A 26,304-nucleotide genomic window follows, 5' to 3' on the forward strand; every position below is an offset into this window, starting at 1 on the left:
AACGGCAATAAGAGACCTGTTTCCACAAAAGCCGTTTCTTCCGACCAGTTTCCATTGAGGGGATTTTTATCGTGTCCAAAATGCCACAGAATGCTTACTGGAAGTGCATCAAAGGGAAGAAATGAAAGGTACTATTATTATCATTGCTCCAATAGCAAATGTGGCAGCAGGTTTAAGGCGGAAAAGGTCAATCGGTATTTTGAAGATCATTTAATGGACTACAATCTTGACCCGAGGGCAGGTGAACTATTTAAAATGGTTGTCCTCGATTTGTACGCAAGTTCAAAACACGCCGAACTGGATGACCGAAAATCCATAAGCATCCAAATTGAACTGCAGGAATCGATGTTGTCTAGTGCGAGAAAAAAGCTGATGAACGACGAGATTGATAGCGACGATTTCAAGGCCATCAAAGCTGAATGCAATCAAAAACTCAAGCAATTGGAAGCGGAACTGGATGACATGCCGACTAAAACGGAAAGTTTAAGGACTATAGAAAATCTTTTGGACATCGTAATCGAGAAGTATGCTGACATCTGTGGACATTATAGGGAAAACGACGTTTCCGAGCAACGGAGGGTGATTGGTTCGATGTATCCTGAAAATCTATGTTTTGACGGAACCAGACATCGAACCGCTTACTTCAACGAGCCACTCGACTTTATCTTACTGGTTAACAAGGAATTACAAAGCATAAAAAAAGGGGAAAACTTCTGTTTAAAGAAGCTTTCCCCTAGGGTAGCCCAAGAGTTACATTTATCGAACTCTTTTAATAGGCATTTAATGCTTTTGGCATCTATCGGCGACCCGATATTGTAACCACGAAGCAAATATAGAAATTAAAAACACATTCCTTAAATCTCTTCATCTTTTTTTGGGAATGTGTTTTTTAACCAACTCAATATCAAGATAAAAAATAGCCAGCACTTTAGGCTCATTTCTATTTTTTTTATAACTTCATGGGTTCTGGTGCCATTTTTATTTTTTGCTTAAACGCTGTGTAATCTTGTTCTTCTATGCCAATTTAACTTTTCCACACAAATCACAATTTTATTTTTAGCATTTTTCATTTGCCGATCGATCCAAGGAATATTCTTCTTACACTTAGGAAAATAGCTCTGCCAATCTAAAATCATTATAATCAAATTTTTTGCCCCCGTTGGCTTCATAATTGCGTGGCCTTTCTTTACCATAAAAAGTGTAATTACGGTTTTGTTTTATTGTTTTAATCAAACGAACATAATTACAATAGTTTTTTATTGCAGAAAATCGAACTAAAACAAAGCTGTGTTTAACTGTTTGTTCTGTAGATATTTATGGGCATAAAAAAAGGAGACAAATGTGTTGTGTTGTTTCCTTAAGTAGTGTCCGGGAAATTCTTTGATACCTTGTTGTCAGTTTTAGATACAATTGAGCCTATAGTTTATGACAATCCGGACATAAAGCCTGAGGCGGGATGAGTTTGATCACGAAAATAAAGATACAATAATCTCGGAAAAAAGAATTAAATGCATTAAAAAGGGAAGAGGTTTATAATTAACGTTAGTTCGGGTTAAGCAGCTAAAAGTAATTGATTGTCATTATTTTCAAAAGCGATATTGAGTGATGGCTTTTTAGGGAAGAATGAATAAGCGGCCAAAGTGCCGAGGATATTTAGCAGGAAGTTGGCTACAGACCGGTGACGGGTATGCTGAAGTTTGCAGATATTTTTAAATTCATCGTTGATACACTCGATAATAGCTGTTTTTCTAAGCATGATTTTTCATCCTGGCTTAGATTTACATTTTTCATCTTCTTTTTTGATTTGGCTACCATTTTAATGCCATTACCCCAAAGTAAATCAGCGAGAGCTTTGGAAACATACCCCTTGTCATAGCGCTAGGCAATTGTGATGTGAATATCTGTGTATCCATCACAAATGAACATGTCGAATAAATATTGTCCACTGATTTTGAGAAGCTCTTTCCGGTGACAAGACTGTCTATCTCTTAGATTGGAAACAATTTATCCTCTGACATCTTTCATAAAAAACACAACCGCGTTCGGAGGCATGGACCAATATTGAAAAAGGATTCGGAACTTGGATTGGTACTTATCCTGGATATGATATGGTCTAACGCAATAATGGATTTTTTCTCATAGAAAGTGAAACTTGCACTGGCACAACATCGATCTTGGATTGAGAAGAATACAAAGTATAGCTTGATTTTGAGCTGCCCTTATTCGAGTATTAGCCGCTGAAAATATAAAAAAGGGGATTGGAAAAAGTACAATTTAACTATCTTGGACGTTGTGGGATTTATCAGTTTCATTGATCATCTTAATTTTATTCACTTTTATCCGCAATAAAATGAATGCCAATATAAAAGAAATTGAAGCTATAATCAGCATATTAATGATATAGTGATACGTTAAATGTACAGGGCCGTTTTCAATGATCAGAATCCTAAATACCGGAAGGAAATGTGTTAACGGGATGATGTCAGCAATGTATTGAATCACTTTCGGCATTTGGCTGAGTGGCCAGGTAAATCCAGACAGTATAAAGCTTGGCGTAGCAATCACCATCAACACTTCTGTCGCTTTTAGCTGGTTAGGTAGCAAGATACTTACTAAAACACCTATAAAACAAACAGATAAGACAAAGATGCCTGCAACTAAGGTTAATGCCCCGAGGTTTTCAGTAAACGGAACTCTGAACCAAAGCGTAAAGAGCCAATAGATCAACCAAATACCAAAACTCATCAATAGATACGGGATCACCTTGACCATAATCAGGGAAAACGTATTGCGTGTCTGCGCTACCAGATCCCTGAAGGTATTGTTTTCAAACTCAGCGGCAAACGATAATGCCAGCCCTAAAAGCAGTACCTGTTGCAGAACAGTTGCCAGGATGCCCGGCCATAAAAAATACATGTAGTTGGTCGCCCTGTTGTTCTTCTTGATGAACGTGGTTTTAAACGGCTCGTACTGGCTCATTAACATGCTCTCAGGAATACCCTGTTTACGTAACCCTTCTAGTTGTGTACCAACTTTCAAGGTTCCAAGAACCACTTGCAGGGCCGTAGAAGCATAGTTAGCAGTCAATACATTCGCCGTATTGACTATAGTAGTAACCTCCGGATACCGCTTGGTTAATATGTCATTTTCGAAATTTTTCGGAATAAGAACAATGCATGCAGCTTGCTCATTAATGCTTAGTTCGGTGAGTCCTATCTGGTCCGTTTTCACTGCAATGATATGCACCACCTCATTGTCATCTATCATTTCGATAGCACGCTGGCTCATTGTGCTATGGTCTTCATCTACCACGATGATAGGAAGATTGGTGACCTTGCCCTTTCCATAAACATAGCCTAAAAGGATGCCGTACATCAATGGCGCTCCGATAAAAAGAATCCTTAAAACACTATTTCCCCAGAACAATTTGAATTCTCTCTTGAGTAACTTTAAAAATGTCTTCACGCTCTTACTTTTTAATGGTTACAGTTGTTTTATTCAGGATTTCCTTCGCACTAATTGGCTCTTTCGGATAAATAGTGATTTCATAAAGAGGATCCTGGATATCATAGTCTGGATAGGCGGTAGCTATATTGGCGTATGCACCAATCTGTTTGATATTTTTTATGAAGCCGGCAATTTTCAGATCGCCCTTGTAAGGAACCGTAACTTCTATATTAGCTCCTTTATTATAGTTCTTTAATTGCGATTCCGGAACGGTAAAACGAAAATAGGTGCTGTTGTCCAAGGTACCATTAAAAAGGGTGTATCCCGGTAGGGCCAGTTCCCCCACTTTAAGTGTTATTGTTTCAATAGTCATATCCTGAGGCGCGATAATATAACGTTCTTTCTCGGCGACCCTGACTTCCTGTAAAGCACCTTCGGCCCTGTCCTGCTGTCCCAAGGCCATCGTTTGCTGTTCTTTGCGCACCCCGTGCTGGACATCGGCAATCTCTGCGTCCACTGCGATCAATTGTGCCTGGGCACCTTGATATTTAGCAAACACCTCATCATATTGCTGTTGTGCTATTAATGAATCTCTTACCATTGCCTCCATTCTTCCAAGAGATTTACGGGCAAATCCATACTGTTCTTCCAAAGCTTTTTTCTTTGCATTCAGCTGTTTCAATTGATTTGCGGTAGCACCACGCTGTGCCATCTGGTATTGTGCGCTAGCGGAGGTAACTGCTCCGGCAGCCTGCGCTCGTTTAGCTTCAACTTCGGGAATGTCCAATATCGCCAGGGTATCACCACGGTGGACAAAATCTCCCTGGCTAACCTTAATGGTTTGGATTCTGCCCGCAATTTTTCCGACCACGGCTATTTGCTCTTTTTCAGTCTTTCCCTGAATAAAACTTCCCGATTTTTCGTTATTGGTACATGCGGTGATAAAAAGTACCCCCACCAATATAGATTTATAATTACTCATCTTTTAAATCGTTTACTTGACTTGAATAAAATTATATAAAGGTTTGGAAGCAGCGTATGCATCTAATGCTGCCTGCCTCTGATTGATCAGTTTCTGAATTTTATTAAGCGACATTTCATAGATGTCGGTTTCAGCACCAATTCTTTCCGTAACGTTTATCAGGCCCAACTTGTACTGTTTCTCTGCTGTAGTCAGATTATCATTTGCAATTTTCTCTTGTTGCTCGGCAATTCGTAATTGGTTCATCTGTACTTTATAAGTTACCAGGTTATTTTTTAATTGCAGGTTCATCATTCGTTCCGCATCTTCTTTCTTGTTGGCCAGTATTTGCTGATCGATCTTGACGGCTTCTATTTTATGTTTGCGTTCGAAACCGCTGAACAATTCCCACTTTACCATACCACCTACCACCCAGTTGGGAGAAAGGGTAGCCTGATTGAGAGATAGTTCCGCTCTGTTACCTGTAATGGGCAAATTGAACCTCGTGCCGGCATTGAACAAGCTTGAATAACTATAGCTTGCAAAAGCACCCACCGTGGGAAAAAGGCTTCCTTTCTCTTTTTTGAGATTAAAATCAAGCGCCCTTGAATAAGCATTCATAGCTTTGAGTTCATTTCTCTCTTGTACGTCTAAATTTACATTCACTTCGATAGGCTCCAATTCATAAGTAACCGCATCTATTTGATTATTATCAAATCCTGTTAGATTGGTAATCTTAAGATACAGCAATTCTCTTTTACCTTGAATCTCGGCTCGCTTAGAATCGAGATTAAGATTAGCCAATTTTATTTTATCTCTGTCATATGGCACAGCCAGACCCTGCTGTATAGCCTTTTCCACACGTTGCCTTTCTTTTTGAAGCCGTATTTCGCTCTCCCTGATGAGCATTTCAGCCTGGACCAAAAGCCTTAGATTATCGAAACTGCTGATGACATCCTTAATGATTTCGTCCTTCTTTAATCCGTCCATCAGAGCATTACCTTCATTCTTCGCAGTTATGGCCTTGGCGCCGTTCATAATCTGGCCACCGCTAAACAGCACCTGCTTGGCTGTAAGCCCCGCTATAAACAGGTTGGCGTTGTTTCTCAATGTTGTGGAGCCCTCAAAAAGGTTTGCGCCGGTAAGGGGTAGTGTTACTGTTGGAATGTCTAATTTCAGATCATTATCCATATATAAATAGGTCGCATTAGCTGACACGGTAGGCAGGTACTTGTTCCAAACCGCTTTCCGCTCATTGCCCGCTTTTTCTTGCTGCAATATTTGGTTTTTAATAGTACCACTATTTTCTATTGCTACAGTAATTGCTGAATCTAAAGCTCGTGAAACATTGACCTGTGCGTAAAGACCTCCGGAACCTATACAAAAAAACAAGTAGGATGCGAGTATAAATCTTCTCATTTTATCTATTTTCTATATTACTATAAATTATTTTAACAACATCTCTTACGGTTTGGACTTGTTGTTCAGAAAGATTGTCAGTGAGCAACGCGAAAGTCGTTTCAACAACAGACATTATTTTATTCTTTGCCTTTTTACCCTTTGTGGTAAGGTAGATGAGATTGGTCCTCTTATCACTAACATCCGCTTGGCGTTTGATGTATTCTAATTTTTCCAAATGATTCAATAAGCGGGTTGTACTAGGTTTATCCCTTCCTGTTTCATTTACGATTACTTGCTGGGCAATTCCATCCCTTTGCCACAAGATGGCCAGAACTGTCCATTGTTCTCTTGTAATATCAATCTGAGCAGCCTTAAAATTTTTATTGAGCAGCCTGAAAGCGTCCATTAACAAGCGGCCGTTCAGCAGGTTGTATTGCTCTAAGAAAGTAAGTTTAGCTCCCATAGTTGTTTAGACAACTAAACTAGAACTAAGTTTCTGATTTTGCAAATTTCTCTATAAACTTTAATCTTATATATTGATGTACATCGTGAGGTCAAAATACCAAAATTCTTTTTATCATTAAAAAGTAAACTTTTTAATGATAAAAAGTGTAATTATGTTAAACTAAATTTTTAAATTATGTCAATCTTAAAAAATGTTGCTGAAGACCTAAAGCTAAAAGTGGAATTGCTTATGGCTCAAAAAAAGTATGGATCACATAAAAGTGGCCTGAAAATTTCTACTGCCGGTAAGAAAGGCCTTCAACTCGGAAAAGTATCTGAATTGACGGTTATCGCACCGCTTAAATCTGGAGGGGCAGATAGGCTCCGGAAAATCATTGAATTGATCGATGGTGATTTTGGCGGAGCTATTCTTGTTGGAACACTGCATGACATGCGTTTCGTATTTTTAGAAAACGATACTAAACTGCTCTTCTGTACGGCGTTCGATGGTGACTGGGACGTATACATCGAAGATTTCGCTACCAAGATCCCGGAGTTGATGGATCTGATCTTTGAAAGCGTTGAAGGCTGGCCGGGCATCAAGGATCCTTCTGTTAAACAATTCATTTTGGATCATCAACATACTGCTGATGCCTGGTTCGTAGCTTATCCGAATCTGACGGTAAATGATATTTTGCGCAATGAAAAGATTGTTAAAGGACTGTATCAAGCGTTGGACGATGCACAAGATTCGGAAAAAAGTTAAACACATTCACCAAGTAACGTTATTCTAATCCTAATGAGTAATATATTTCAAAGAATATTCAATCCATCGAAAGTAACCTTGGAATTGGATGATATACAGGCGCTCATTTTACGCAATAGGCCGGTTCCCTACTTTGGTACCAATGTACTCCTGCACATCCGTGATGCAGATGCCGGTAAGAAGATGATCAAGAAACTGATCCCACTTGTCACCTCTGCAAAGAACTGGCATCAGGCAGATGAAGCTACGGCCACGATTGCGATTACCTTCGAAGGGTTGAAAGCTTTAAAGGTACCTAATGAATCCTTAAGTAGTTTTCCTGAAAATTTTCGTGAAGGTATGGCAGCAAGGGCCGAAAAACTCCACGATGTGGGTGAGAACGCGCCCAAATACTGGCAAAAGCCATTCGGCACTGGACAGATCCATATCGCTGTCAATATTATTGCCGATACCCAGGAAAAATGGAAAGCGAAGCTCAAGGAAGCAGAAGAGGAATTGAAAAAGATATCCGGAGTAGATGTCCTGTTCAAAGCAGATTTCTCAGCAACTGAAGAGGTCAAAAATGTATTTGGTTACCGGGATGGTATCAGTAATCCGGAAATCGAGGGCAGCGGTGTGGATGAGGTCCCTGGTTTCGGCAGACCCATTAAAGCCGGAGAATTTATACTGGGCTATCCGGGAGAAGCAGGCTCTGTGGCCTACTTTCCCAAACCGGATATTTTGGGAAAGAACGGATCTTTCCTGGTGCTTCGTAAGTACCATAGCAAGGTGCATGAGTTCAACCGTTTTCTTCAAAAAAATGCCAATACCGAAGAAGAGCAGGAATACCTTGCCGCTAAAATGTTCGGCCGATGGCGTAGCGGCGCTCCGTTGACGCTTGCTCCTGATAAGGATGATGAAAAGCTCGGCGGAGATCCTGAACGTAACAACGACTTTTCTTACAAAGATGACCAACGTGGGCATACTGTGCCACTTTCCTGTCATATGAGGAGGATGAATCCAAGGGATACCAAGCAGTCCGTTATTTCGGACGTTAACTTGCACAGGATCATCCGCAAAAGTGTGTCTTATGGCGGCGAACCTGAAAAAGGTATCACTGTGGATGATGGCAAAGAACGTGGGCTGTATTTCATTGCGATCAGCGCCAAGGCAATGGATACGATAGAGTTCTTGCAGTCCCAATGGGTTAATGAGGGCAATTTCATTAACCACGGTGATGAGAAAGATCCGATCATCGGCCTTAACCAGGGAAAAGGTACTTACACGGTGCCGGGATCAGGTCGACACCGTTACAATGCGGTAGAAACGTTTAATATTATGCAGGGTGGAGAGTATTGCTTTCTGCCTGGACTTAGGGCGCTCAAATGGATTAGCGAACTTTAAATGACCTGAAGATGACAAAACCTTATATCAAATATAAGCCTGAGCTGGAAAATATCCGGCCAGGCTTCGAACAGGAAGAAAAAGCGATTACTGCCGATATTGAGCAGTACATCAGACATTCAGCTGAAAAAAATAATACCCCATACGCGACCCGTGATGCGCATGCAAAAGGTTATGGTGCTTTTAAAGCAAGCTTCGAGATATTTAATAATTTGCCCCCAGAATTGGCACAGGGATTTTATGCCCGGCCTGGTAAGTTCGAGGCGGTCGTCAGGTTCTCGAATGGCTCAGCAAGAGTTACTTCTGATAAAAACAGCGGCAAAGCTATGGGTATCGCTATTAAGGTACTTAAAGCCGGTGGAAACTGCACTTTAGAAAATGAGGCTGAGTGTAGCAACTTTGATTATAACATGATCAACTGGCCGGTTTTCTTCTGCAACTCGGCTGACCATTATCGTTACATAGACAAACTGTTCCTGAAAGTGAATGACTATTTCGCAAAAGGTGCACTGGGAAGACTAAAGTTTATGTGGCACTGGCTGACAGGCATTGGAACCTTTTTGCCCAATCGTCAATCCTGGAAGGAGTTCCGGGCATTCGCTTCCTTTCAAAAGATTAAAGCGGAAAATACGCTGCTTCATACGTTCTATTCAATGGGGGCCGTTCGCCATGGTGAATATGTGGCGAAACTGCGGGTTAAGCCCGTTCATGAATATATTGGTAAAATAAAACGGCGTGATATAGATATCAACACTGCCGATCAGGTTTTTGGGCCAGCGCTGATAGCAGAGATTAAAGAACATGATTTTGCCTTCGACCTCCAGGTACAACTATGTAACGACTTGAAGGAAATGCCGATCAACGATCTGACAAAGGAGTGGCCGGAAAAACTTTCGCCTTACCGCACTGTTGCCCGTTTGCACATTCCCCTGCAGGATGCATCCGGTCCGGAGAATTTTAACATCATGGAGCACTTATCTTTTACCCCTTTCAGATGCTATGAGGAGAATGAGCCCATCGGCGAATTGCAGCGCACACGTAAACAGGCTTATCAGGTCTCATCAACCCTTCGCCACAAACTCAATGAAGTGCCGAGAAAAGAGCCGGCAAGTTTAAGCGAAATATTCAATGATTGAAAAACGAACTGCGAAATCAAAAAAGAAAGCCGAAATTATCAAAGAAGGTCTTGCCCTCTTTTTACAAAAAGGTTATTCTAACGTTCTGATCGACGAGATCGCTATGCGGTCTGGAGTAACCAAAAAAACACTTTACAATCATTTTGACAGTAAAAAAGTATTGTTCAGTGAATGCATGAACACGTTTATAGAGGATTTTGAAAAGGGGGCGCATGAAATATTATCGTGTAAGCATTCAGTACTTATGGATAAAATAGAGGCTTATCTGGATTTCATTGGTAGAAAACTGAATGGCGCATCAACCATATTTTGGAAGAACCTTAAAGACGAAGTTCCGGATATCTGGTCGGAAATGGTTAATAAAAGACAAAAGATGCTTTTGGGGCACCTTTCCCAAATGACCAGGTTGGCTGTTGTTTCGAATGAAATTAAAGATGACGGATTAGCAGAAATGGCTATTGTAATGTATATTAGTGCGATGGAAAAAATGAACGATGCAGAGTATATGTCTCGCTTTCCTGTGGAAATTCAGCGTTCCCTGCCCTCGGATATTTCTGAACGAGCTAGTAAAGCGCTAACGCTCGTATTCGATGGATTAGTTGTTTGATCGGTATGTAGTGGAATAACAGATGAAAAACTTATGATTATTTTGAATGCCTATACAATTCGCTCAACACTGCTGGCTATTTTATCGGGCTATATCAGCCCTTCATCTCCAAAGGAGAAGTAACTGTATTTACTTATGATGAGGTGATCCAAGATCTGGAGATCCAGCAGTTTTCCAGCTTCAACCAGTTTCTTTGTGACGATCAGATCTTGATTGCTGGGCTGAAGATTTGAACTTGGGTGGTTGTGGGCTAGGATTATTCCCGCAGCTGCACTTTTAAGGGCGATAACAAATATCAGTTTTGGATCTACTACGGTAGCGGAAAATCCACCGCTTGAGATCTCGCTTATTCCGATCACGTTGTTGGCTCGGTTCAGTAGCAGGATATAGAACTGCTCACTAAGTTCGATGCGGGAATGATCCCAGTTGTTGTACAATATATTGTAGGCATCTTTTGACCGGATCACCTTTGGTCTTTCGCTAGCCCTGAACTTGGGCTGATAACTTACCTTTATTTCCGAAACCATAAACAGGGAACTTTGGATCTGCGCTTTCATCATCTTGATTTTTAAATTGAAAATTTGATTAATTGTGCGCTTCACAGGCTTTGGATGAGCAAGCAAGAAATGCAGCGGAATAAATGGGCAAGCGGGGAAAGGCTATAGGAGCGTTTATGCCGAACAATTCTTGCGCCCCGATATCCAAAGCCTAACTTTGTGCCTGATTAATAGAATGGCATCTTCGTTTTTGGGTCTTTTTATCCTGGTCACGAACACATCACGGTCAGTTGCCCGATAGCATCGCTAATGCACCCCAAATGATCAGGATTATTCCCAATAACCCAAAAATCCTTTCCAAAAACGGGACGATCAGAGAAGCGGCATAACTGGAAAATACCTGCCGCCCCGCAAAATTCCTCCGCCTGAAACGGCGGCTACCGATCCATATCTTTAAGATCAACCCGTAGGCAATCAGCGCTTGGGGACTTGTTATCAATTCTGTTAACATGAGCTTTAGTTTTAGCAAGGGGGCTAACGCCCCCAGTTTTAGAAATGGATCATTAACACTCGTTTTCCTACCTGATCGGAAACCCAGACATGGCTCTGCCCGCGACCACTGATAAACCAGCCGTCCGCGGTATCGCAGATCTGCCCACAGTCGGCGGCAACGTTCCTGAGCATAAAATCGGGATATAGTTCTCCCCGAGCTTTCTCGGCACTGAAAAGCTGCTCGCCATGCTCGTTATAGTATTGTACCCGCTCCAGTATCCTGCCCAGTTCCTTTGGAAATTCAGGGACTTCAAGCAGTGCCATCATCAGGCAAACGTCCTTTCTGCTCTTCCCCCTGAGCAGGTAGAGCCCGTGGGTATTTTCCCGCCAACCGCTATACCCATGCTGGGCGCAAAAGGAGCAGGCAATATTAAAAGACTGGATTTCATCATCGTGCGCATTGATGAACAGCCGAACGCCAAGCGGATCGATGGGCGATAATATTATATTGTTATTTTCTTGATTTTCCATTGTGGGAGTATTTTTGGGGATTGCTCCCCAGTGCAGAATTAGGTTGATGGATCAGTTATAGATGAGGTCGAACAGTTCTCTGTCGCTTAAAAGCAGTTCCAGCGGTGTTGCATAAAAGCAGATCCGTTCATCTAAAAGTGTCGCTTCGGGTGCGCCGTTGCCGTTCCTATCAAGTCGCATTGCAACGCTCAACGCCACGGGCGCGACCAGAAGTTGAAAATCCCGATCGTTCAGATCTGGCACCAATCGGCAGTTATAGCTATTGCCATCAAAAGCCACCTGCTCCCAATCAAAACCGTCATCATTCTGGGATTTTGGTACGGTCATAATGATATAGTCATCGATCACATCCCAATTGATCCCAATATTGCAATCGTGCCTTTCCCTCAGCAGTTCCAAAACCTTGAGCGCTTCGCCTTCCTTTAGGATATATCCGCCCTGTTTCGCCCTCTCCTGTATATCTTCCAAGCTCCAGACAATGGAGATCCTATCCGTTTGACTGCGCAGGTACCCAATGATCGAGCGTTCGTAGACATATTTACTCGACTGATCAAATGCGGCTACCGCTTGATCGTGATCACTCTTAAACTCGCTTTTGAACATTCCCGCAGCATCGCCACTGAGTTCCTGGTTGACGATCTTGCAAAGGTCATCGTTGCGCATGATCTCATCGCACGAATGATAATTAGGGTAGTATTTTTCTACGAAGTCCCAAACGCCATCGGCGTTCCTTGGATCGGGGGCATAGATCGCATTCTCTTCCTCGATCCTGTTAACCGCATATTTCTGCAATGAAAAAGATCTTGTACTGGTGGCATTTATCATCATATCAGCAATGAAATTTCTGATGTCCTTAGTTGAATGCTCTGTATCGCCCTCTAGCGTTAGGGTGAGATTTACTTTTATTTCCTGTGTCATCTTTTATGCTGTTTTATAAGCGCCACCCAGATGGGCAGCGCTCTGTTATTCTCTAATCTTCTGTATTTTCTTTAAGGCTTTCGGCTATATTTTTAGCCAAATGGTAAGCGGTATTTGAGATGTGCCTTTGCCAAGCTGATTCCGAACGGCACCAGCGGAAACCGCTCTGTTTTAGCTTCCCTATCACTTCAGCCGATGGTTTGCCATCGAACAGCACCTGTAAACGGTTGGCTTCCCTGTTCTCGAAAATGCGCACACCATTGATCACCCTGTCAACTGCAATACTCGCCTCACGGCGTTTGAGTACCACAATACGCTGCTCGATCCTTTTCATGTTCGCATTGTTGTTGGTCAGACTGAAAGAGGCAAAACCCTGACCGCACCAGCTTCGGACGATCAGTTTTTCCCACATTTCGGGCGTTGCCATATCCAGTTTTAAAAAGCCTTCACGGTCATTCTTTTTGATCAACTTGTTTGCCGACTTCATAAACTCCTGATTGGCTTTCATCCCGGCAAGTTTCTGTTCCAGCTTTTGGAGCGCATCGGGATCGTCCGAAAATATCGCATCGTTATTTTTGATACTTTCCGCCTTATCCGCATAATAGTCCGCTTTTTTGTCCGCCTCGATCGATTTGCGCATCGTGCTATCGATCTTCGCCCTATAATTTCTGTCGCTCTTTTCCGAATGGTGACCGATCAGAATAGGCTGTCCCATCGGGATCACGCTCGCCATTTCCCTACTTCTTAAATAAAGTCTTTCCGATTCCGCTTCATTCCTTGAAGCCATTTTTTCCGCATGCTCGATACGGTTCTCTTTGCGCTGATGAAAGTTGTGTTTCATAACAAATAATGCATTGGAAGGCTGCACCACACCATTAAAAGGTTGAAAAATCTGTTAACTTTTCCCTCCCTGTCCCGTCCTCAACAAAGCTTTTTTCCAAAGAAAAAAGGACAAAAAAGAAAGCAACAGAAGCATGGTTGACCATACCGGAGCGGTATAAGTCCCGAAGGGTGGCGGCAGCCATTATGCCCGCGCAGGTGCAGGCAAACATATTGCTTCGCTTTCCTTTTTTGCCCTTTTTTTAAAAAGCGTATCCTAATTTCCGGCTCACCATACCCCTCACTTGGATCGGTCTGGCAGGCAGCAGCAATGAAAAAACAGACCGTAGTAAAATAAACCCGATTGCAAAGCGGGACTTCAGGAAACCAAGAACCACAACAGCACCTTTCCAAAAAAATCAGCCCATAGCTGGACGCATGACCACGCCACTGGAGACCCTCATTTTTCTTATAGGGGAAACATTCAGCATCGGATACATGCGCCTGGCAAGTTCCATCGCTGCTAGAATAGACGAAGACTTGGCTACACCCATACCCGCAAAACCGCAAAGTTCTTTAAGCGAAAGCTCGGAAAGTTTCACCAGATCACCGCCCACGTTGTCCAGCATCCTGCCCGCCAGACCGACCGCAGTCTCATTGGGCGTACCCGATCCGATAAGCATTGCCAGTAGCTCCGCATTATCCATCGCCTCCCGTCCATGCTCCAGCATTTTCTCACGTGGCCGCAGTTCAGGCTCCCAGCTCTTGATACCGTTGACCGCCTTTTCCCTATTCCTACGGTGCATATCCTTCATCGTTACGCCCTGCTCATCCTGATAGGCGACCGTCCTGAAAAGCGATGACATGCAGCCCAAAAGGATATGAAAATCCTCTTCAAATACCCTAACAGTCTGCTTGGCATAGCTGCCGTCTGGTTGGGAATCACTGCGTGTAATGGAAATATAATTGCTGTTATTTTTTGCTATCCTGAAATCCAGGAAGTAATGTTTGTTCCCGCAGGAGAAGTTTTCCGATGCCAAAATGTTGCTCTCTTTCATATCGATCTATGGTTAAGTACAGACCAAAGTTGAAACCGATGGCAATAATTATTCGGTATTATTTTGAGTTACCTGATCCCATTTTTAGGTTAAGCGATCCTCTGATCAAAATATCCGATCCGTAATTTTAATTACCCGATCCAGAAAACTTTTTACGGGATAATTACGTTATCACCTGATCACTATCATATAAATCTATGACACAGGAAGCAGCACAACAGCGCTTGTGCAAACAATGCGAAAAACCACTATTGGGGCGATCAGACCAAAAATTCTGTAATGATAGCTGTAGGAACAACTTTAATAAGAACAGGCCCCGTCCGATCAAAATCGATCCGCACGAAAATCAGAAAGCCATATTCAAAATCATTAAAGGAACTACGACATCCTAAAACGCGCATACGGTTCGCCGATAGCTCCGAACCGCTACGAGTATATTTCCGTTGATAAAATGGATAAAGATTTCGACCCGGATTTCTTCACCAGCATCCACCAAAACGAAACAGGCCTATGGTTTGTCTGCTTTGACCGTGGCTGGCAGATCGTAAAAGACCGTTACCACATGAAGGATTTTCCTGAGAAAGCCTGGCTAAGAGAATCTGATTTCAAACTCAATAAATAAGATGTCTGGCAATGGTATAAAAAATCAATTTTGTATATTGGAACCAATACAAAGCGCTCGAAAATGACCGATAATGAATACGACTTTCAAAAAGAAATAGCTCAGCTTCCTGAATACATTTCTGCAAGCATTAAAATGGACAATGCAAATCAGGGCGTACCGATATATGAAGGGGTTTTTTCCTTAGTACAAGATGAAATAAAAATAACCGTACATGGCTCTATTACCTTTACCTGGTTCCCAGAAAAAGGAGCTAAGTTTCATACTGACCAAATAATCGAGGAGTCCCATCCAGTTGTTTCGATCAACATGTCAAATCCATGCCAGATCTTTATAGAAGATTTACTATTCGGAAAGGCATGGGTTACTAATATTATTGATATGTACATTCTCAGCGGGTTCTGTAGCAGGGCGGTGTTGGGTGATCCTGGAATTAAAGTCACTAGCATACATTTTTCTATTCCCAACCTTCTACTCGCCGACGGTGAAAAAATCAAAAGGACAAATACTGAATCTGTCTATTGTTTTAACGGACGGCAGGTTTTTGAACACGGTTCCTTTAAAGTCACCATTGACAAATCGGACAAATTTGATAGTTTGAGTAAAGACCTCAAAAAATCTGGAGGATACCTACTAACCTGTGGAGGCGAAATAACTAGCAACAAAGGGGCATTTTCATTGAGCGACATTGATGAATTACTCCTTTCCTTCCACAACTTTATAAGTTTCGTAAATAGTAGGGAAACGTCGCTATATTTTTTAAAGGGAACCCATGAGGGCGAAGTTATTTGGCAGGATTTTACAAATTATTCTTGCGAACCATTCAAGGAAGTTACACGGTGGGCGAATGTTGCTGAACTCAGTGGACTTAATGAGATTTGGATACAATTCTCCAATATGTGGAAAGATGCAGATAAAAAGGATTTTCTCCTTTATTCAATACATTGGTATCTAAATGGAAATGCAAACAATGGGTCAACTGAAGGCTCCATTATATTTGCACAGACTGGTCTGGAACTCGTTTATAACTGGTTTTTAATTGAGCAGAAGAAACTTATCATTGGTAGCGATGCAAGCTCTCTCTCTGCTTCAAATAAAATAAGATTGCTGCTATCACAGCTATCGATTCCAAGAGAAATCCCTATTGAATTAAAAAACCTGAAGAACCTGCCAGATACCGAGGATGGACCCGAGGTTTTTACCTTGATCAGAAATGCTTTGGTACACGGTCAGGAAAAAAAGAGGAGAGATTTAAGGGATATTGGATACCTCTAAAGATTTGAAGCTCTAGAGCTAGGTCTATGGTACCTAGAGCTTTCCCTTTTGTTTATATTGGATTATAAGGGGAAATATAAGAATAGGATCATGCGGGGATGGTTTGGGTTCGGCGAGACATTACCATGGCAGCTCAATGCTAGCAGTCCGGTTTAAAAGGTATGACCTGAACATTCGGAGGAATGCCTTACTTTCCATTTTTCTTGCCCCTTTTTCTTTTTGCTGCCTATTTAGATCCTGCATAGTCTTGAGTACACGCTTGCCGGCTGCACTATTACCGCTTGCAGATCATAAAGACCGTTACCACGCGAAGGATTTTCCTGAGAAGGCATGGCTAAGAGAATCGGATTTCAAATTGAGCAAATAAAAGCTAACATCTATAGTCGAGCAACCTGATTATGTGTTGTTCAAAAGAGGAATCTGGTGTGACCGGCTTTACCTTGATGGCCTTTTCCATTGTTTTTGATATACCATGCTTGGCGAACAAAAGTAAAAGTACCTGCACCTTCCCAGGGGCAGAAGTCCATTTTTTCCCCAGCTTACCATCTGCCTCAGCTTTCAGTATCCCTGAACACAGTTCTAGCCACTCCTCAGCTGTAAATAACCTGATCAACTTTACACCAGTTTCGATGGCTAACTCTGTCCGATCCAGCATCTTTTTAGAAAGATAATGGCCAAGTTTGGACAACTTTAACTGGTGCCGGTTTGCCGTTGTTGCCCCACCGGTCAGATATCTGATAATCGCAGGTTGGGCAACCGTCAAAGTGCCATCTTCTAATTTGTAGATGAGAATAGGGGTATCTCCAGCCTGTAACAGACCTTGCGCTTTAACCTTTAGTACTTTCATTTTTTTCTGTTAAACTGGGTTCTGGGCGGCGTTGATCTTTTTCAGCATACTCCAGACTGTCTTCTGGTTAATGCCCACCTGTCGTGATATCTCTGCGCTGCTAAGATCGGGATGAAGCCAATTCAGCCATATCACCTGGAACCAGTGCAAAAGCTTGACTTTGCTATTGGCAAAGATGGTTCCCGTCAGTGCCGAAAACGAACGTCCCGTATCCAAACAGACATAGGTATCGTAACGACCGATCTGCTTTACGTTCTTGGAACCTGTATATGGGGAGAATAGTCCATCCTTCCAGCGTAGCGATTCTATGTATTCCCTGCAATCCCAACCGTAATCAAAATGACGTTCGATGTCCGCAAGGCTTTTAAAGTGTTTGACCATTTGGTCAATATCTACTAATTTTTATCAAAATCAAAATAATCTAGTAGAACAGATTATCCTGTCCTTTCATGGTCAAACGCCAATACCGATCATTGACCAATATAATCAAGACAGTAATTGAAAAATGAAAACAGAAAAAATCATTGCCGCCTGGACAAGCGCGGCCCTAATGTTCATCAACTGCCTTCCACAGATCAAACATGAAGGGGTTAAGATGGCCATCATTTGCGTAATGGTGATTTTTACGCTATTTATTTTCGGATGGTCGATCTGCAAAAGAAAAAAATCCAATGACAACCCCGAGTCTAGATAACGCGGTGTCTTCGTTGCGCAGAGGATGCAATTTTTTTTCAAATAATATATATTTGGAGAATAGGGTTATGAAAACAAAAAAAGAAGCTATACCAGATTTTAGAAATGGCGTAAGCCGCAATCCACACCTTGTAATCTTGGGAGCGGGCGCCAGCTGCGCCGCATTTTTAAAGGGCGATAAAAACGGGCGAAAATTACCTGTAATGAAAACCCTTGCAAAAGATCTTGGGCTTACTGAAATGCTGAGTCCGAAATATGGCGACCTATTGGACGACTTTGAACTTTTGTACAGCAGCCTGTATCAGAACGCTGAAGACATCAAACTGCGCAAAACAGTCGATGAAGCGGTACATGGTTATTTTCTTGATCTTAAAGTTTCCGATGAGCCCAACCTTTATGACTACCTAATACTATCATTACGCGAAAAGGATATCATTGCTACTTTCAACTGGGATCCGCTATTGCTGCAAAGTTACCTAAGGCACCGTAAGTTCAACGCTCACGTTCCGCAACTGTTGTTCCTGCATGGAAACGTTGGTGTAGGCATCTGCAGGAAATGCAATATTTCCGGGAACTACTACAACAAGATTTGCCATCGCTGCCACCGTCCATTTAGCAAAATGCCATTGCTCTATCCCGTTGGACAGAAAAACTACTCTGCAAATGCATCCATTCGCAGGGAATGGACTGCATTGAAATATGCCTTCCAGTGCGCCTATTATATCACCATATTCGGATATAGTGCGCCAGTGACAGATGCCGACGCAAGGAAAGTAATGCTTGATGCACTCGTGTCAAACCGTTCCAGGGTATTCTCTGAACTGGAAATCATAGATATCGCTCCCGAAGAAGCCGTAGAAGAGAATTGGAGCGATTTTATCTATAGCCACCATTACAATATCATCGATAATTTCAAGAACTCTGACCTCTGGTGGCACCCACGGAGGAGCTGCGAAGCATTGGCATCAGGGACGCTGATGAACGACCCCATACCACACAAGCCATTTCCAGAATTTAAAACAGTGGAAGAAATGCACGAATGGATTGAACCGCTTATCAAGGAGGAGATCCACCATAAGATCACGCAAAAAGGTTTCAAGTAACTTACTACTCGATGTTTTGTCCTATCACTTGTGTCGATTTAATTGGTACTATGGTTATATTAGCTAAACTTAAATGACTCGCTTGAAAGAAAAAAAAGATTGGCAAAGCTACGAAGAACTGATCTACCAAATCTACAAAGAACTGGATCCCGTTGCCGAGGTTAAGATGAATGATAAAATTCTAGGTCTTGAAACGCAAAAGGAGCGTCAGATAGATATTTCTATCAGGAGCAACATTGCAGGGCATGATATATTGATGATCGTACAGGCGAAAAATTATAAGAAGCCTGCTGACATTAAAATTGTCGGAGAATTTGATTCAGTGATCAGAGACCTTAGAGCATCAAAAGGCATATTAATCTGTAGTGCAGGCTTTACCCGGACAGCAAAAGAATATGCTAAAAGATTAAAAATAGATCTCTATACCGCCCATGATGCATCAAAGGTTGATTGGCAGACCGAAATACAAATTCCGGTAATTAAAAAAGTATAACGGTTGAAGTCAAAATTCAGCATCGTTATGTAGTGATGAAACCAGGTTCGACAGATCACTTGAATATACCTTTTCCCGAGGATGCTTTCAACATATTTATGACCAGATGGCAAAATGACGAAATCCCGAAGGAACAGGGAAATCATTACCTGGAACTTGATCGTGAAGATATTCAGCTGAACGAGAATCTACTTCCTCTGGAAAACGGTATAAGTTATACTGTCAGAACGAGGCATCACTTTAAATTTTTCGTTCCTAAAGAATATCGAGGACTAAAGGATTATCTAACCGAAAAATTTAGCCCCACATTTATGGCCTTTGATGAACCCATCCCGTTTTTAAATGACGGTACCTGGAAATATCTTGAAAGACCGGATGAAGTTTCCCTGAACACACTGCATCTTGACATCGAAATTCTGGACGTTAGTCTACTAAAAAACAAAAGGGTTAGGCTGCTGTGGAAAGAGACAAGCTGAAATGCCCAGGTTCATCAGCATGAAGATTATTCAAAAATCAGTTTGAGCTTATATTTTTTGCCTAAACGGAGTGCAAGTTTTTCAACTTCGTATTTTGCTCCAACAGCTGATCCGGATTACGGACAAATCTGACTTCATTCGTTGATTTCGCCTCAAGCTTTTGTTTGTGCACCAGGACTTTTATTTATGTAAAAAGGGGCAAGTTCATTCTTGTTGGGGTGAACTTGATTCGTTGCGTCTAATTTCTCGCCAAACAGGTGATAATAATGTTTTTTGCGAAGCAAAAGCGCATTGAGGCTGCTTGTTCTTTCTGTAAACTTACATTTGTTAGGGAATGCCAGTATGATTTTATTTGTGGGATGCAATCAATAATCTTAAGCTGATATTGGGTGGTCACTTTTGCCGAAATCTACTGACTATCTTCAAGATCATCTAAATCTTTTAAAGGTTGAATACATTTGTCAATTCTACTATTGTCGTTTATCATATTTAATTTGTAGTCTTTATCCTCTACAAGCCCTGAATCATTTAAAAGCTTTAATAAAGGCACTTCTGTAATAGCTTCTTTATCTTCGTCACCACTTTCAACTAAGATCTTATTTTCCTTTGAAATAGCAACTATCAACTGTCTATCGCTGACAATACTTGCCTCTTTTAATAAAGCAATTAAATCCGCTGATTTCATAGCGTGTTGACCTGGTTCATCCAATACTAGAATTCCTAAATGATGTTCTGCTTTTATTAACAAGGTCATATAAAAAGCCCATTGTGCTCTGATAAAATCACTTGCAGAAGAAACTAGTCGGATTGGTTGAGCAGGCATGTCAGTCATTGCAACAACAGGAAATAATTTGTTAGATTCCTCTAACGATATATATATTCTTGAAACTATTTCATTCGAATATCCGAAAGCGTTTAAAAATTTAATAAACACCCTCTTAAAAATTCCAATTTTATCTTCATCGAGTGCCTTATTGGCATTTAGTTGACTTTTTCTGGCACGAAGTAATGCCATCTTTTGTGCAATTTGTTTAAGGTCTGTTTTAAATCTGCTAAAGTAATTTTGAATTTTATTCATCTTTTCTAACTCAAAACGCAGCCTCATTTCTTCTTGAATATCAACCCGTGATGGAATTCTCGAGTCATCAATAAGTTGCTTGTCTAATAAGTCAAGCACTTCTTTTATTTCATCAATCCGTTCTTCGTAATATGCGATGGTTTTATCAAATCTATTGATTAGGTCTTCAGAGTTTGCTAAGTAGGAATCATAGAGGCTTTTTTCTGATTTAAAGAATGATAATGATTTAACACTACCGACCTTTTCAACGTTTTGAAGTTGGATGTCTGGATGGCTCAGCAAAGATGAATTACAAACCGGACAATTTTCAACAGCCCCAACATTAAATGATTTTAACTGATTTATTTTATTAATGCCCTCTAAAGCCTCTATTTCTTTTTTTAGTTGTGCAACAGTCTGCTGATACTTCTTACGTTTGATTATTTCGTTAACTTTTTCATTCTGAATCTGTTGATATTCCTTGTTCAAATATTGTAATTTTTCACTCGTTTCCGCATGTCTTTTCGTTAATTCACTTGCAGAAATTTGGGGTATCTTGATGACTTCATTTTTTTTGCTAATTTTTTCAATAGCAAAACCAAGCTTCTTAATAATTTCTGAAAGGCCAATAAAATTTCCAGTTTCAGTCTTAGTTTGCAACTCCAATTTATCAATTTTGGTTGGTGTCAATTCAACCGTGAAGGTTTCCCCTATGTTTGGAGTCCGAAGGTTATAGTATGAAATAAGTGATTGGAATGTTTCGATCGTATTTGTCCAAACTAACTTAAATTCCTTTTCATCATTTTTAAGTTTGTCTAATTCAAACTCTTCAACAAGACCGCTTAAGCCCAAGGTGTATTCGACGATTTTCTGCTTTGCCTTCTTGGTATTGAATATTGGAATTTGCGCAAAAAAATCTGACCAACCTTTTGTCTGTTCAACAAACGAACTTGCAAATATCTGTTGTAAATATAAAATCTTGGTTTTAGAACCGTCAATATCCTCAAAAATTGGGATTGAGATACCAGAAAAATTTGATAACCAAGTATAGAACCCATCTTCGTGATCAGTATCGCCATCTTGATGTACAAACTTGTCTTCGGGTTCACCATCATTCACTGTTACACTGATTAGGTTAGTATCCTCATTATATTCTGATTTTATTATACGTTTAATACTTGCAAAATCACCTTTCGTATTATTAAGTTTGAGCTCCGTATACGAGGAAAACACAGTATGATTTGCTTTGTCATACTTAAAACTTGTTTTTAGACACTCTTTCAATCCATCAGAATTTCCAAAGCTTGCTAGTTGTTCCATTCCCAAGCAGTAGTAGATGCATGAAAGAATTGTTGATTTTCCGCTTGAATTTTCCCCTGAAAGAATATTCAATCCTGGTTCAAATTCGAAATAGAAGCCAAAATCTTCTTGTTCAATGGTTTTTACAAATGCTTTAATCGAGCTTATATTGATCATTTTTACCAGATTAGATCTTGAGACTTTAATTCACTTAATTTTACACCCTCGCTTAAATTTTTGATTTGGTCATTTAGTTCAGGCACCATATTTAACTCAAATAATTCAGATACGATTTTATTACCCAATTCAGATAAAGAAAAACTAACAAGAGTTTTCACTTCCTTTATTTCTACATAATCCTTTTCATAGGCAAGGATCAATTTTTTTCTTAGATCATCCGTTATTTCCCATGGTGAGGCCAAAAGTGTTGACAATTTGGAAATTGGTGTGTTCTTTTTCAACGCATCAAGTACAAAAGCAATTTTTTTAAGGGGTACAGAGAGAGTCGTACCGTTCGTTGAATGCTTGATTATCAACAGCAGTATTAAAACAACCATTTGATCATTGTTCCAAAAATCCTCGAGCATCTTTACTTTATTGCCTTGAATTTTTACCTTATTATTCATATTTTAAAAAATCTAGGCTACAATCTGCAATCCATTCGCTAACTCCATATATCGCCAACAACTTAATATCCGCTGTTGGCAGGTCATCGCCGAGATTGCCAATAAGATACTCTTCATAACTGGATTTTATTCCAGAAAGTTGAGTCAATGCTTCGGCTTTTGTATTTACATAAAATTCTTTTGAGTCTAAATTATAAACTTTATAAGCACTGTTATATTGCTTAAATATTTGTTCATTTTTGGATAGCTCAGTTGTCAAATACGCCTTCCCAGCCAATAGCTGTTTTATAATCTTATTTTTATTTTTGACAATATTATCTGGTGGATAGATTTCATTAAGCTTCCTATTTAGAAACTTTAATTGCTCGCTATTCTTGTTATTTTCCTCCCATTCTCTAATGGTTTTTTCATCAAAGCTATCGATTATTGCTGCCAGTGAAGCAGCATTTAAAGCCTTGTCAAAATCCAAATTTTCAGCATTGATAATATCCGATTCAAAGCCGAGATCTTTCAATGGTAAAGTATTTACAAAAAGCAATTGACCGTCATTTCCCTTATTTGGAATTTCTATCATTACACCTGCACAGATAAGCTCTTTATGATTATCAATAAATAGTGCAGATCCAGACCAACCGCCTAGCCAATCACTTCCAGAGGAATAATTGTGATTCATTAGTAGGCTCTTTTCAATCTGGCAAAGAAATTTATGCTCGGATTGGGTAGTAGTTGATGTGTAAGTAATCGCTCTATGTGTTACTGGATCTTCAGTATTTTTATACTTCCCTCTGAACATCAATGAATGCTTTGGATTTCTTGGAATGGTACAGAACCTGATTGGCAAGAAATTGCTAATTTCAGTTTTACAATCTAACTCGAGTAAAACTATATCATGACTTTTTGCAAAGGCACTATCTCCCAAAATGCATCTTATTGGATGTGTAATCTTGGTATGATCACTAACCGTCAAATTATCTAGGTTTGGAACATCAGTAAACTTCTTGCCGTATAAATTGTGCCCAGCGGTTATCGCAAAGAGTTTACCGTTAAAAGGAAATAGCATGGCGGAGCCAACAAAATTACCCTCGTTATGTATCAATCCTGTGGTCTTGTTAATCTCGTTAGTCATCATGAAGTGGAAATAATAATTCCGTTACATACTCAAAGATGAACAATTGTGCCTTCTGTTCTTCGACAGTAACTAAATTGGATAGATCAAGTGGATAGTTAGTGTAAATTATAATCGGAATCTTTGAACTCTGTCTGCCATATTCATTAATTAAAATTAATGTTTCACGGTTAGGATGATTATATGGCGCTGAACTATCTGTCGAAATAAAATAGCGGTTACAACTTATTCTTTCCAATAAATTTTGTGTAGTATTATGTTTTGATCCATGATGGCTAACTTTAACTAAATCTACTACAAGTTTATTTTCTTTTGTAAAGCCTAGAGATTGTAACTCATCAGAAATTAATGTGGGATTTGAATCCGACAAAAACAAGATGCTCGAACCCTGAAACCTGGCAATAAAGGCAATCGAGGAAGAGTTGAGCAAATCCTCTTCCCAGTGATGTGGTTTTGGAGGATTTTCTAAAATTTCCTTCATTAGCCTTAAATCCGCAGTTTCAGCTTTAACCATGCCATTTAAACTACTATTTTCTAACTGGTATTTTTTATAAATTTCATCCGCTGTCCATTTTTCAAGCAGCTTAATCACTACTTCTTTTTTTGGGGATAATAGTTGAATTTCTAGCCCAAAACTGGATAGAATAGCGTCTGTATTATTCTCTTTTATTAAGCTTGTTGCAATGAAATTTCTCTTTGCTAAAAGTTGCTCAAATTTTACTCCATGACTAATTCCAACCAAATTGCTTACTTCTGGAGCATTTAATAAAGATGGGGTATTTAGGTAGAAAATTAGATTATCATCAAGAACAACATCTTCATCTTGAAGAAGTTTATAAATCCCGCCAATATGATCATAGTCTACATGGGTAACAATAATTGACTTGAATCTTACTCCTTCTGTAATTTTTTGTTTGATAAAACGATATGTACCTTCTATGCCACCATCAATTAGCATAGAATTTTCAAGATTTTCGCCCCAACTTAATAAAAATGAGTCACCTTTTCCTGCTTTAAAGCATTCCAGTTTCATTGAGCTTAGATATTTTTGAGAATCCATTAGTTGAGAGTTTGGACGTTAATTTAATCAATCACTAAAATATGATAAATATTTCCAAAGATGAACAATTTCATTAATTAACAATCTTGGAACCAACATATCCTTCTATAAAATTATTATAGTTTTACGAAAGGATATAAAAGAGCAAATTTTCATCTAAAAACAAACTGATTCTAGTTATGTCTTTCTCTATTTCATAAAATTTATAGCTCACCTCTGCCATTGCCATATTTTAAGCATTTTATAGAGTGCTTATCTACCAAACGTTGAACCTAGCCTTAATTCGTTAGCAAAATCTTAAATATCACGCTTGTTTTTTAAATTATTATTTTTACTTTCGAGTAAGGAATCAAGCGCCCTAGTTGTGAGTGGCTAAAACGCAAGATGAAATCAATAATAGACAAGTCAAACAGCAATTTTTTTGTTAAACGCTGGCATGGTTGTCCTTAAACACTCACGACGATCAAAAAGTCCGGCTTCAAAAATAATTGCAATGAACTTTGAAATTACGAAAGCTTGCGCTGATTCTCTGCGCACCTTTATCCTAAACAATTACGACATCCAATTAAAATCCTCCCACGCACATGAACTCGTGGCGGCTTATTTTGGTTATGCTTCGCGTGCGGCACTGCTTGCTGACAAAAAATGTCCAGTTGAGAATCTACATGATGCTGAAATTGTCATCTTAACACCTCAACCGCTCTTGTTAGAGCAGCGTCTTAAAACGTTGGAAAATCTACCTTCTGGACTTCCTTCCAGTGGTGTTCTTGCCTCGACAATTTCTAAGACAATTGCCACCAATGAAAGGTTGCCTCAAAAAGTTTGGTCAGATATCAAAGAGATGGCCATATCCTATGCCGAAGACAGGGTATTTTACAATGAGAAAATGATGAGAATGATTGGGATAGACGGTGGATTTGATCAACGGGAACTGGATTGGCTTATTAAGGTCGATATCAAAACAATGGATACCGATGTACTGATGACTGTGACGTATGATTACCCTAAACAGGCAAAAAAGCCGAGTAGACATGCGTCGGTGGCTATAACGCTGCCACGTATTGCTGGGAATATTGGCTATGGTGAACCTAAAGTGCTACCTACTTTTTATAGTGGCCACATGAGTGATCCAGACTACAGGCTAAAACACGGAATTGCTTGATTATT

Annotated in this window: 27 protein-coding genes; 11 read left to right on the forward strand and 16 right to left on the reverse strand. The window is 40.2% G+C overall.

The genetic code is table 11. The features are described 5' to 3' along the window. Positions 1–90: 90 nt before the first annotated feature. On the forward strand, positions 91–819 hold the full coding sequence (locus tag ACY2A0_RS10590; RefSeq protein WP_461791451.1) for a hypothetical protein: 729 nt from the start codon (positions 91–93) through the stop codon (positions 817–819). An 849-nt stretch (positions 820–1,668) separates the two neighbouring features. Here the strand turns inward: ACY2A0_RS10590 and ACY2A0_RS10595 are convergent. From ACY2A0_RS10595 to ACY2A0_RS10615, 5 genes are all read right to left on the reverse strand, one after another. Beyond that, positions 1,669–1,815, reverse strand: a complete 147-nt coding sequence (locus tag ACY2A0_RS10595) for a hypothetical protein (RefSeq protein WP_461791452.1) — start codon at positions 1,813–1,815, stop codon at positions 1,669–1,671. 459 nt (positions 1,816–2,274) lie between these two features. Continuing rightward, positions 2,275–3,465, reverse strand: a complete 1,191-nt coding sequence (locus tag ACY2A0_RS10600; RefSeq protein ID WP_461791453.1) for an ABC transporter permease — start codon at positions 3,463–3,465, stop codon at positions 2,275–2,277. A 4-nt stretch (positions 3,466–3,469) separates the two neighbouring features. Then, a complete protein-coding gene (locus ACY2A0_RS10605) occupies positions 3,470–4,429 on the reverse strand; it encodes an HlyD family secretion protein (RefSeq protein WP_461791454.1) in 960 nt (319 codons plus the stop codon). Between the two features lie 12 nt (positions 4,430–4,441). Beyond that, positions 4,442–5,827, reverse strand: a complete 1,386-nt coding sequence (locus ACY2A0_RS10610; protein WP_461791455.1) for a TolC family protein — start codon at positions 5,825–5,827, stop codon at positions 4,442–4,444. Between the two features lies 1 nt (position 5,828). Next, entirely contained in the window at positions 5,829–6,272 is a 444-nt protein-coding gene (locus ACY2A0_RS10615) for a MarR family winged helix-turn-helix transcriptional regulator (RefSeq protein ID WP_461791456.1), read from the reverse strand. A 177-nt stretch (positions 6,273–6,449) separates the two neighbouring features. On the opposite strand from ACY2A0_RS10615, the gene ACY2A0_RS10620 reads away from it, so the two are divergent. From ACY2A0_RS10620 to ACY2A0_RS10635, 4 genes are read left to right on the forward strand one after another with little or no spacing between them, the layout of a single operon-like run. Further along, positions 6,450–7,019, forward strand: coding sequence for a hypothetical protein (locus tag ACY2A0_RS10620; protein WP_461791457.1), 570 nt, complete (start codon positions 6,450–6,452; stop codon positions 7,017–7,019). 33 nt (positions 7,020–7,052) lie between these two features. After that, a complete protein-coding gene (locus ACY2A0_RS10625) occupies positions 7,053–8,402 on the forward strand; it encodes a Dyp-type peroxidase (protein WP_461791458.1) in 1,350 nt (449 codons plus the stop codon). 11 nt (positions 8,403–8,413) lie between these two features. Beyond that, positions 8,414–9,538 carry a catalase family protein gene (locus ACY2A0_RS10630; RefSeq protein ID WP_461791459.1) on the forward strand — a complete coding sequence of 375 codons (1,125 nt, stop codon included), beginning with the start codon at positions 8,414–8,416 and terminating at the stop codon, positions 9,536–9,538. After that, the gene (locus ACY2A0_RS10635; protein ID WP_461791460.1) at positions 9,531–10,145 is read left to right on the forward strand and encodes a TetR/AcrR family transcriptional regulator; all 615 of its coding nucleotides are present in this window, start codon (positions 9,531–9,533) and stop codon (positions 10,143–10,145) included. Before ACY2A0_RS10630 ends, ACY2A0_RS10635 begins: the two co-directional genes overlap by 8 nt. An 89-nt stretch (positions 10,146–10,234) precedes the next feature. Here ACY2A0_RS10635 and ACY2A0_RS10640 read toward each other — a convergent pair whose 3' ends face one another. From ACY2A0_RS10640 to ACY2A0_RS10660, 5 genes are all read right to left on the reverse strand, one after another. Beyond that, positions 10,235–10,705: a JAB domain-containing protein gene (locus ACY2A0_RS10640; protein ID WP_461791461.1), complete on the reverse strand. Its 471-nt coding sequence runs from the start codon at positions 10,703–10,705 to the stop codon at positions 10,235–10,237. Between the two features lie 486 nt (positions 10,706–11,191). Beyond that, positions 11,192–11,665 (reverse strand): hypothetical protein, encoded by a 474-nt coding sequence (locus ACY2A0_RS10645; RefSeq protein WP_461791462.1) that lies wholly within the window; start codon positions 11,663–11,665, stop codon positions 11,192–11,194. Positions 11,666–11,716: 51 nt separating this feature from the next. Continuing rightward, positions 11,717–12,583 (reverse strand): hypothetical protein, encoded by an 867-nt coding sequence (locus tag ACY2A0_RS10650; RefSeq protein WP_461791463.1) that lies wholly within the window; start codon positions 12,581–12,583, stop codon positions 11,717–11,719. A 52-nt stretch (positions 12,584–12,635) separates the two neighbouring features. Then, positions 12,636–13,424: a DUF3560 domain-containing protein gene (locus tag ACY2A0_RS10655; protein ID WP_461791464.1), complete on the reverse strand. Its 789-nt coding sequence runs from the start codon at positions 13,422–13,424 to the stop codon at positions 12,636–12,638. A gap of 397 nt (positions 13,425–13,821) precedes the next feature. After that, complete coding sequence (locus ACY2A0_RS10660; RefSeq protein WP_461791465.1) at positions 13,822–14,460, reverse strand: UPF0758 domain-containing protein; 639 nt, start codon at positions 14,458–14,460, stop codon at positions 13,822–13,824. Positions 14,461–14,911: 451 nt separating this feature from the next. Between ACY2A0_RS10660 and ACY2A0_RS10665 the strand changes: the two genes are divergently transcribed. Then, positions 14,912–15,082, forward strand: a complete 171-nt coding sequence (locus tag ACY2A0_RS10665; RefSeq protein WP_461791466.1) for a hypothetical protein — start codon at positions 14,912–14,914, stop codon at positions 15,080–15,082. 63 nt (positions 15,083–15,145) lie between these two features. Next, a complete protein-coding gene (locus tag ACY2A0_RS10670) occupies positions 15,146–16,357 on the forward strand; it encodes a hypothetical protein (RefSeq protein ID WP_461791467.1) in 1,212 nt (403 codons plus the stop codon). Between the two features lie 370 nt (positions 16,358–16,727). Here ACY2A0_RS10670 and ACY2A0_RS10675 read toward each other — a convergent pair whose 3' ends face one another. Together ACY2A0_RS10675 and ACY2A0_RS10680 are read right to left on the reverse strand one after the other, a co-directional pair. Further along, positions 16,728–17,204: a hypothetical protein gene (locus ACY2A0_RS10675; RefSeq protein ID WP_461791468.1), complete on the reverse strand. Its 477-nt coding sequence runs from the start codon at positions 17,202–17,204 to the stop codon at positions 16,728–16,730. A 9-nt stretch (positions 17,205–17,213) separates the two neighbouring features. Beyond that, positions 17,214–17,585: a transposase gene (locus ACY2A0_RS10680; RefSeq protein ID WP_461791469.1), complete on the reverse strand. Its 372-nt coding sequence runs from the start codon at positions 17,583–17,585 to the stop codon at positions 17,214–17,216. A 365-nt stretch (positions 17,586–17,950) separates the two neighbouring features. On the opposite strand from ACY2A0_RS10680, the gene ACY2A0_RS10685 reads away from it, so the two are divergent. The 3 genes from ACY2A0_RS10685 to ACY2A0_RS10695 all read left to right on the forward strand — a co-directional run bounded on the left by ACY2A0_RS10685 (position 17,951) and on the right by ACY2A0_RS10695 (position 19,969). Next, positions 17,951–19,000 (forward strand): hypothetical protein, encoded by a 1,050-nt coding sequence (locus ACY2A0_RS10685; RefSeq protein ID WP_461791470.1) that lies wholly within the window; start codon positions 17,951–17,953, stop codon positions 18,998–19,000. An 82-nt stretch (positions 19,001–19,082) separates the two neighbouring features. Continuing rightward, on the forward strand, positions 19,083–19,493 hold the full coding sequence (locus ACY2A0_RS10690; RefSeq protein WP_461791471.1) for a restriction endonuclease: 411 nt from the start codon (positions 19,083–19,085) through the stop codon (positions 19,491–19,493). Between the two features lie 35 nt (positions 19,494–19,528). Continuing rightward, positions 19,529–19,969, forward strand: a complete 441-nt coding sequence (locus ACY2A0_RS10695; protein WP_461791472.1) for a hypothetical protein — start codon at positions 19,529–19,531, stop codon at positions 19,967–19,969. 409 nt (positions 19,970–20,378) lie between these two features. On the opposite strand, the gene ACY2A0_RS10700 is transcribed toward ACY2A0_RS10695, so the two are convergent. Genes ACY2A0_RS10700 through ACY2A0_RS10715 form a run of 4 tightly spaced genes read right to left on the reverse strand, consistent with a single transcriptional unit; the run spans position 20,379 to position 25,137 of the window. Next, positions 20,379–22,502 carry an AAA family ATPase gene (locus ACY2A0_RS10700; RefSeq protein WP_461791473.1) on the reverse strand — a complete coding sequence of 708 codons (2,124 nt, stop codon included), beginning with the start codon at positions 22,500–22,502 and terminating at the stop codon, positions 20,379–20,381. A gap of 2 nt (positions 22,503–22,504) precedes the next feature. Continuing rightward, positions 22,505–22,951, reverse strand: coding sequence for a hypothetical protein (locus ACY2A0_RS10705; protein WP_461791474.1), 447 nt, complete (start codon positions 22,949–22,951; stop codon positions 22,505–22,507). After that, positions 22,944–24,080: a hypothetical protein gene (locus tag ACY2A0_RS10710; RefSeq protein ID WP_461791475.1), complete on the reverse strand. Its 1,137-nt coding sequence runs from the start codon at positions 24,078–24,080 to the stop codon at positions 22,944–22,946. Before ACY2A0_RS10710 ends, ACY2A0_RS10705 begins: the two co-directional genes overlap by 8 nt. Further along, positions 24,070–25,137 carry an MBL fold metallo-hydrolase gene (locus ACY2A0_RS10715; RefSeq protein WP_461791476.1) on the reverse strand — a complete coding sequence of 356 codons (1,068 nt, stop codon included), beginning with the start codon at positions 25,135–25,137 and terminating at the stop codon, positions 24,070–24,072. Before ACY2A0_RS10715 ends, ACY2A0_RS10710 begins: the two co-directional genes overlap by 11 nt. 493 nt (positions 25,138–25,630) lie before the next feature. Between ACY2A0_RS10715 and ACY2A0_RS10720 the strand changes: the two genes are divergently transcribed. Further along, the gene (locus ACY2A0_RS10720; protein ID WP_461791477.1) at positions 25,631–26,299 is read left to right on the forward strand and encodes a hypothetical protein; all 669 of its coding nucleotides are present in this window, start codon (positions 25,631–25,633) and stop codon (positions 26,297–26,299) included. The last annotated feature ends 5 nt before the right edge of the window (positions 26,300–26,304 follow it).

The sequence above is a fragment of the Pedobacter sp. genome (assembly GCF_965249885.1).
Classification (GTDB): Bacteria; Bacteroidota; Bacteroidia; order Sphingobacteriales; family Sphingobacteriaceae; genus Pedobacter.